Annotated in this window: 7 protein-coding genes; 5 read left to right on the top strand and 2 right to left on the bottom strand. The window is 38.2% G+C overall.

The genetic code is table 11. The annotated features are described in order from the left end of the window. Window positions 1-133: 133 nt before the first annotated feature. On the top strand, window positions 134-328 hold the full coding sequence (locus ACUVXA_RS12575) for a hypothetical protein (protein ID WP_445871617.1): 195 nt from the start codon (window positions 134-136) through the stop codon (window positions 326-328). A 309-nt stretch (window positions 329-637) separates the two neighbouring features. Then, the gene (locus ACUVXA_RS12580) at window positions 638-1,405 is read left to right on the top strand and encodes a lipoate--protein ligase family protein (RefSeq protein ID WP_445871618.1); all 768 of its coding nucleotides are present in this window, start codon (window positions 638-640) and stop codon (window positions 1,403-1,405) included. A 2-nt stretch (window positions 1,406-1,407) separates the two neighbouring features. On the opposite strand, the gene ACUVXA_RS12585 is transcribed toward ACUVXA_RS12580, so the two are convergent. Continuing rightward, entirely contained in the window at window positions 1,408-2,448 is a 1,041-nt protein-coding gene (locus ACUVXA_RS12585; RefSeq protein ID WP_445871619.1) for a radical SAM protein, read from the bottom strand. 70 nt (window positions 2,449-2,518) lie between these two features. On the opposite strand from ACUVXA_RS12585, the gene ACUVXA_RS12590 reads away from it, so the two are divergent. Further along, the gene (locus ACUVXA_RS12590; RefSeq protein ID WP_445871620.1) at window positions 2,519-3,562 is read left to right on the top strand and encodes a radical SAM protein; all 1,044 of its coding nucleotides are present in this window, start codon (window positions 2,519-2,521) and stop codon (window positions 3,560-3,562) included. Between the two features lie 11 nt (window positions 3,563-3,573). Beyond that, complete coding sequence (locus tag ACUVXA_RS12595; RefSeq protein ID WP_445871621.1) at window positions 3,574-4,470, top strand: DUF7714 family protein; 897 nt, start codon at window positions 3,574-3,576, stop codon at window positions 4,468-4,470. A 550-nt stretch (window positions 4,471-5,020) separates the two neighbouring features. Here ACUVXA_RS12595 and ACUVXA_RS12600 read toward each other — a convergent pair. Continuing rightward, window positions 5,021-7,285: a hypothetical protein gene (locus tag ACUVXA_RS12600; protein WP_445871622.1), complete on the bottom strand. Its 2,265-nt coding sequence runs from the start codon at window positions 7,283-7,285 to the stop codon at window positions 5,021-5,023. 780 nt (window positions 7,286-8,065) lie between these two features. Here ACUVXA_RS12600 and ACUVXA_RS12605 point away from each other — a divergent pair. Further along, window positions 8,066-8,278, top strand: coding sequence for a hypothetical protein (locus tag ACUVXA_RS12605; protein WP_445871623.1), 213 nt, complete (start codon window positions 8,066-8,068; stop codon window positions 8,276-8,278). Window positions 8,279-8,297: the final 19 nt, after the last annotated feature.

Below are 8,297 nucleotides of genomic sequence, written 5' to 3' on the forward strand. Positions count from 1 at the left end.
GGATTCATTTTCGAGATTTTCATTATTAAATTTTTATTTATTTTTTTATTTTTTATTTATATATTTTTTTATTAATTATTATTTAATTCGCTTAGTTTTTATATTAAACTCTAAACAAAATTATGGTGATCAGATGTCCAAAACAAAATATATCCTAACAGCATTATTTACAATGGGTCTTCTAACATTGGTTATAGGACCATTCTTAGGAGCAGGAGTTGTCAGCTGGTCAGTAATGCCAAGCCAATCCTGGTCTGGATTGTTTGGATGGTTTGGATGGTTTGGAGGGTTATGGCCGATATTCCCAAAACTTCCTTGGCCCTTCTGAATTATAAAAATTATTGTAACTCCTTCTCCCTTTTTTTTATTACGTTTTACCTTAAGCTGTTAATTTTATAGATTACTATATATCTAGAAAGTATGAAAAAAGTTTTTAACCTAATTTCCAAATTCTAATGAAAAAATAGTTACCTTATCGTAGGTGAAACATGCCTTCATTTTTAAAGTAAAAATTTTTATAATTTAAAATTCATTCTAAGGGATATATTTATTTTTAGTTAATTTTAAATTTGTTTTATTTCTCAAGTTTATTTGTGGAAAATTTAGTTCATGGTTTTAACCGATAAGGGTGTTTCGATTGAGGGAAGAATGGCGTTTTTTAGATTTGGAGGTAATAGACCCTCCTACAAGCGGTGCAGTAGGCGAGGCCATTCTATTGGCGCGTTCTAAAAACATGGTTACAGATACCCTCTTTCTGTATCAGAGGGATCCTCCTGCATGTTCTATCGGTTACTTCCAAGCTGTAGAGAACGTGGTAGATGTTGAAGAATGTAAAAAACTAGGAATCGATATTAGTAGAAGAATAACAGGTGGTGGAGCAATATACTCGGATAAGCAAAATCTCACCTACAATATTGTTGTAAGCGAAGATAACAAAAAAATTCCCCGAGATATTTTAAAATCATACGAGGTTCTATGCCGTGGGGTAGTTGAAGGCTTAAAAATGCTTAAACTAGATGCAATATTCAAGCCAGTTAACGATATTTTAATTGATGGAAGAAAGATTAGTGGAAGTTCCCAAACCAGAAGAAAAAAGGTTGTACTACACCACGGAACACTCCTCGTAAAAACAGACATTGAAACCATGGCAAATGTCCTAAAGGTATCGAAAGAAAAAATGAGCGACAAGGTAGCTAAATCCATAGAAGAAAGAGTTATCAACCTGGAAACAGCTCTGAAAGAGAAACCAAAAATAGAAATGATTAAAGACATTTTACGGAAAGGATTCGAAAAAGCTCTGGATATAGAACTTGTACCCGGCAAACTCACAGAATACGAAAAGCAGCTAACTAATAAACTTATTAGAGAAAAGTACGCCACCAGAAAATGGAATTTCCGACGCTAAATCTAATCCTTTTCCGAAATCTTATCTTTTATTCTTGAATCAAATTCATTCGGTAAAGCGCAACAAGAATTATACTTCTCAATTTTTAAACCATGCTCTTCTGCCTCTTTCAAAGCTCTAGGTACGGGAACCGCTATCCTATCCACCATATTTAAAGCCAAAGAATCCAGCTTCCTTCTTCTCAATCCGCCCGGCCGCATACACCCCAAAGATATAGAGGCTTTCCGCAATAATAAACGGGCAATCGCAATTATTTTAACCACCGTCTCTGGTTTCGGGGGAGTAACCTTCTCCATAAGAGTTCCACTTGTGGGAATTAATGTGATAAAAACCAGTATTTCAGGATTTATTCTCTCCACCATTTTTAATGCTCTAAGTTCCCCACCTATTTTCCCATAGTTTAAACCCACACAAATATGCGGAACAATGTGTTTAATTCCCGCCCTTAAATGATTATCAAGGGCTTTCTCATAATCCTCAACCTTCTTATTTAATCCATAAATACCAGTTATGGTTCCATTATCACCAACTACATCAATTGAAGCCACATCAATCCCAGCTTCCGATAACTCTCTAGCTAAATTTAAACTTAACAATCCGGTATGCACATTCAGAATAAGATCAGTATCTTCTTTTATGCGCTTCACTACATTAACGTATGGTTCTAGGGGAACGTACCCCTTACTATTACTCCCTCCACTAATCAGACAACCCACAGCCCCTTCATTATAGAGATTAAGACAGATCTGATAAAGTTCATCCGGAGTCAGAACAGGTATCATGTGTTGAAGATAGTGGCGATTACAGTGGGCACATCCCAATTCACAGAATCCACCAGTCACAGATATCGAGGGAAACATTTTCGAAGGATAATAAACACGTAAAGCACGTCCTATCTCCCGGTCAGTTACTGTTCGGGCCACTTCCAAGAGTCTCTGGAAATTTTTACCCTCAACTTTCAAGAGGCTCTGAGCTTCTTGAAAAGTAATCCGCCTATCCAAAGCCTGGTCTAAAATAACCGTAAGGTTTTTCTGTGTTTCCACTTCTGTTCACACAGAGTTTCTTTCTGTGTTCTTCCAGACATTAACCCAATATAAATATGAGGGATTCAAATTGCAGGAGGAAATACCGCAAACTACCAGAGCAAAAGCAGAACTCCTTGAAAACGGAGCAATCTTTGTAAAAAATGTTAAAGAATTACCCTTCATAGCAGATCATTCAACCGCAGGTCCAACCACCGGCCAAAAATCTATTTTCCTCCGATTCAATGATGAAAAACTGGTGCGTCTAGCATTGGTCGAAACTCAGTCAAAAACCCCATACACCTTTGATGTTGAAAGAAAAATGATTCAAAGGAACGGGATTGACTGGTTCCCTGCAAAACAGGTTAAAAGCCTTCTCCACTGTCCCGAGCAGACTTTTCTTAATCTAGATTCAAACTGTATCTACCACTGTAAATTCTGTGCAACACCAGTAATACAATCCCACGTGTCACACAGAATTCTCAAACCTCAAATAGTTACAAGAACCATCAAACGCGTAGCAAACCAAGGTTTAAGCGCTGTAGCACTCACAACCGGAGTTTTCACCTCACCCACCCAGAGCGTAAAACATATGTGCAGAGTAGTAAAAGCCATCCGCAAAGAATTCGGAGACTCCCTCCCCATCGGAGTCGAACCGTTCGTGCAGGAAGAAAAACACGTAGATATGCTCTATGACGCCGGAGCAGATGAGATAAAAGTGAATGTTGAAACTTATGATCCCGAAATCTTCGCAATCGTCTGCAGCGAATTCGACTATAAAAACAATCTGAAAATGGTAAGATACGCCGGAAAAATCTTCGGAGAAAACCGCGCCTGCTCAAACATCATAATCGGACTCGGCGAAAAAGAAGAAAAAGTAGACCAAGGTGCCGAAGCACTAGCAGACTGGGGGATAATTGCATCCCTAAGACCCATAAACTTAAGTCCCCTCATAGAGTCCCAACTACAACAAGCCCTAAACAACAGAGCCACACGACCCTCAGCCCAAAGACTAATCACGCACGCAATAAAACACAAAGAAATCTTAAAAGAAAAAGGCCTTGACGTAACCAAATTTAGAACCATGTGCCTCAAATGCACCGGCTGCGACATCGTCCCCCAAAGAGACCTCTAAAGGTGTAAAAATTGCCCAGAGTAGTCCACCCCCAACAAGTAAACATAGTAAAAGTAAAGGAGCCACAAGACGCCAAAACCCTAAAGGGAAAAAAAGTATTTCACACCACAAAATACATACTAGCCCAGTCACCAACAGGATTTACCGTATACGAAATCAAAACCCTAGGAAACAATCTAATAAAAACAATAACAAGCGCCATACTATTAAGCACTGAACAAGAAACACAAATCGCAGAATTACCCAAAATAGACCCCACCCAAAAAACCGAGGTCATCAAAGCGGCAATAAAACATCTAAAAAAAGATACAAAAGCCATAGTTTTCAAATCAAAATTCGAACACATAGGAATCGCACTATTCGAATCCCCAAACACCATCATAGGAATAATCGACATAACCCCCCCAAAACCAGCAAAACTAGAAGACCAAGTCCAATACGCCAAAAAACAGCAGTATGTAAGAAAAGACACCATATTTAAAATCAAAATAATCGACATACTAAACGAAACCACCCAAACAAAACCACCAATAATATTCCCCTGCAGCGCAACCACCGAAAGAGAATTCCTATTCCTAGACACCGACGCCGACAAAATTACACCCCTAAAAGACCCAGTACTGGTAGTAGGATGCCCCATAACCTTTGAAACCGTAAAAGAACTCAACCCAAAAATAAAAATGAAAAAAATCGATATATGCCCCGCACACATCGCAAGAAAAGAAACCACATCAAACGACTTTCAAATAGTAAGATGCTGCCGCGCAAGCACCCAAGGAACACAAATCTACTCCCCAAAAACCAACCTCATAATAGCCCTACAATGGGAACCTACAATAGAAGAATTCCTAGAAGCAATCTACCTAGGCACCCTCATAAAAAAACACCCCAAATACCCCCAATTCTAAAAAAACAAAAACTCAAACACTAAAAAACAATCCAAATTCACAAAGAAAAATAGGAAAAAGGAGGAAGGGAGAGAGACAAGCATGAAACACTCCCTGTACAAAGGGAGTAGGGAGTGGAGATGAATAATATGAATTCCCGAACAAGGAGAGAGGGGAGGGTAAGCATGAATTATTGAGGATGCCCCCCTTACGGGGGGCTTATGGAGGGAGAGAGGGAGATTGAGCGTAATTTAAGCCCCCCTTTTCGGGGGGCAAAGGGAGAGAGGGAGGTAAGCATGATTTTTATTGAGGTTTTTGTTCAGTAATTATTGTTTTTTGATTTATCTTATAAATTTTTCCTAAAAAACATATAGAAAGTAGAAATGCTATTAATTTTTCTAAAAAATATAAAGAATATATATTTTTTCCTATAGGTCTTGTCCTTGGGCCTTATAGTGCTGAAATTGGGTAGATAAAAATCGCGGAGATTATAAAATCCCTTAGTTCTGGGTATCTGATCTTTGATTAGGATTAAAGAAGTTGTGTATGGATAAGATTTTTGGGTTAAGTTTTAGGATGTCTTGATTTCTTTGCTTTTGGATAGTACCATGGATGTGGTTATTTCTTGGTTGTATTTGATGTAGCCTTCTTGTTCTGATACTATTGCTACTGTTTCTTCTTTGGCGGTTATTGGTGCGAATAGTACTTCGTCTTTGTCTCTTATTATACACCATAGATCTTTGTTGGGGTAGTTGAGGAATTTTACGTTTCCTTGTCTTGAGAAGTGTTTGATGACTGAGTCGAAGACTTTCATGTCAATATTTGAGATTATGGTTGCTTTGAAGTTTTTAATGTTGAGTAGTTCTTCTAGGATTTCGGGGATGATTTCGGGTGTTATGATGGTTATGTTTTTCTTGGTTCTTCCCACCATAGATTTGGTGTGTGCTATCATGGCTTTTTCTCCTATTAGGGACCAGGTTTTTACGTCTTGGCGGGTGAAGTTGTAGGAGGTTTCCCATATTTTTCTCAGGATTTCTTCTTTTCTTTCGATTTGTGATGCGATGTTTATGGTTTTCTCGTTTACATCTCTGACGTTGGTGTCTACTACGTTTCTTGATTCCTTGTAGCATTCGGATATTGTGGATGTTATTTTTTCCTCAAAGGGGCTGAGTTCTTTGAGGTAGGGTGTGATTTTTTGTTTTAGGGAGCTGGAGAGGTTGTCGTAGAGTTCATCGGTTTTTTTATCGTATTCGAAGGCGTTGTTTTGCAGCATTTGGGCGAGTTTTTTCCGGAGATAAAGGACGCTATACTCTAGGAGTTTAATCTTGTTCCTAATGTTGGAATTGTGTGTGGAAAATAGTTCTTTTACTCCGCTTTCAAATGAGGATATGGCTTCTTTAACATTTTTGTAGGCGTGGTTTATGTAGTCGCCTATTTCCTGATCCAACTGGGTGCAAATTTTTTCACAATCTTCATTGTTTCTATTAATGATTCCAGAGACTCGTTCCGAGATTTTAGACTCTATTAAGGAAGTCCTCGGGGTGATGCTCTCCTTTAACTTCTCTTCTATTTTGCTTACTTCTTCCCTTACGCTGTTGGTTCTTTCATCTATAAAGTTTGAAAAACTTTCTGTGTTTTTATCGGTAAATGCTTGTGCGGATACGATTTGATCTGAAATTATCTTCTGGTAATCTTGGCTTAAATTTTTAGCCATTTCGTAAATTTGCTTGGTCTTATTGTTTAGTTCATCGAGGAAAGCGTCTCCCTTTAAGACTACGCTTGTAAAGGCTTTTCTGCGTGACGATAAAACAGATGTGGTGTTCTCCAAGTCCGAGGAAACGTTTTCCAACCCTTCAAGAATATTTTTTACCCGGGGCTCAAACGAAGTCAAAATATCCAAATACTCATTAAGCAATCCGTTCAAGGTTTCCAAATAACGGGTTTTAAACGATTCCACTTTTTCCCCCGCAATCTCCAAAATCACTCTAAGAATACTAAAGACGCTTGACTCGATGCCCTCAATAGAACTCTTCAAACCCTTCAAATCCTCATTTAGAATCGCCTTAATATCTCCGTCTAAATCAGAATTGAGTTTATCGTGCTGCGAGCGGTAACTAACCAAAATCGATGCAAAACGCATCTTAATAAGTTCGAACCGTCTATGAATTTCAGTCATAAAAGAGGAGAGCGCCTTACTATTCAAATCCTCCAAGGATCTGATATCATCATCCACGTTAGCAATAAACTCAGAAATAACATCCGAAAGATCGAAACTCTTTTTCTCCTCAAAACGCTCCACATCTCCCATATCAAGCATATGCGTAGAAAGCGATGAGTGAATTGCCTCTTCCACAGAAACCGTCAAATTCCTGAAGGAATCCGCACTCTCCTCAAGCCGGGAGCCCAAAGACCTGTTAAAATCCTCCACTAGAGACATCAAATTCTCCACACGCATACTAGCCAAACGAGAAATCTCCTCTATCGAAAAATTCTTACTACCCTCAAGCTGCTCATAAAGCTCCTCACTCCGAGAAGCTAAAACCTCCCGCAAACCCTCCAAAAAACTATCCAAATCCTCATAAACAATTAAAAAACCCGCTAAAAAGGGATTTAAAGCCACAAAACCCTCCGCCTCCCCCGGAAAACGTCTCACAAAACGCAACTCTACTAAATGATCCAAAACGCCTCTACAAACATCCACAGGTAAACCAGTCAAAGAAGCAACATCACCTAAAACTAAACGCCCAGCACCCAAAACCGCCAAATAAACCTTAACCTCATCATCAGTCAAATCTAACTTTTTCATAAACTCCAATATAACCTCATCAATGCTCATACAAAAATCCCCAAATCACTATCAAAACAAAAATACCAACAAAATTATATAATTCTTTTGAAATAAAAATTAGAACTACCAAAGAAAAAACGAGTCAGTAAAATTATAAAAATCGCTTTCCCCCACTACAAGCAATGGTAAGGGAAATAAATGTAAACTTGGACTTGTTGGTTCACAAAAGGAGGGGAGGCTTCATCGTCGACGCAAAAAACAAAATGCTGGGAGAGGGGAGATAAAACATAGGGGAGGATTCCGCAAAACGGACGTTTGTCCAGTTTTTGGGCGTGAAATTGGGAGGAGGGGAAGTCATGCACATTTTCGTCGACTCAGCCTTTTTTACCTTCTTTTTGGTTTCTTTGGGTATATATAAGTTTCGGAATATATTGTATTTTTCGCAAAAATATTTTAGTTTTTTATCTTTATTTAAACATTATTTTTGAGAAATTCGCAAAATTAGCGCTCTTTTATTTAAAATTTAAATTTTATTGAGTCATTAATTTTTTTATTTTATGAAATTTTCGATCTTTGACGCCTATGCTAACAGTTCTAAAATAGCGGTGTTTGTATGTATTTAGCTGTTGTGATTAAGAGGCGGATAATAAGGCTCTAATTGCTGAAAGATGATTTAATTCGCCTTCTTATTTTATTGGCGCCATATGTTCAATGTTGACTCCTTTGAATGTTTGGCTTATTCATGGTGATGGCGTGACTTGCTTGTTTCCACATCCCTGTGTCCAAAATTTTCACATGAAGATGTTAAAAATCGGGTAATTGTGTGAAGTGAAAACTGGAAACGAGCTTTTCCAGCCATCCACCAAGACGTATCCAAACATCAAGGAGTTTTATTTGAACATATGGATTGGCGTTCATCACGGGAGAAAAGAACTAAAAATAGCTCCTTTTTCGGAAAAAGGAGGTATAAAAAGCCAGATCGATTTCCATGAGCTAAATACATACCGGTGTTTAAATAGAATCATGCTGAACTACCGCTAGATGCATATGGAGCGATTAT

It is taken from the genome of Candidatus Jordarchaeum sp. (genome assembly GCF_052745115.1).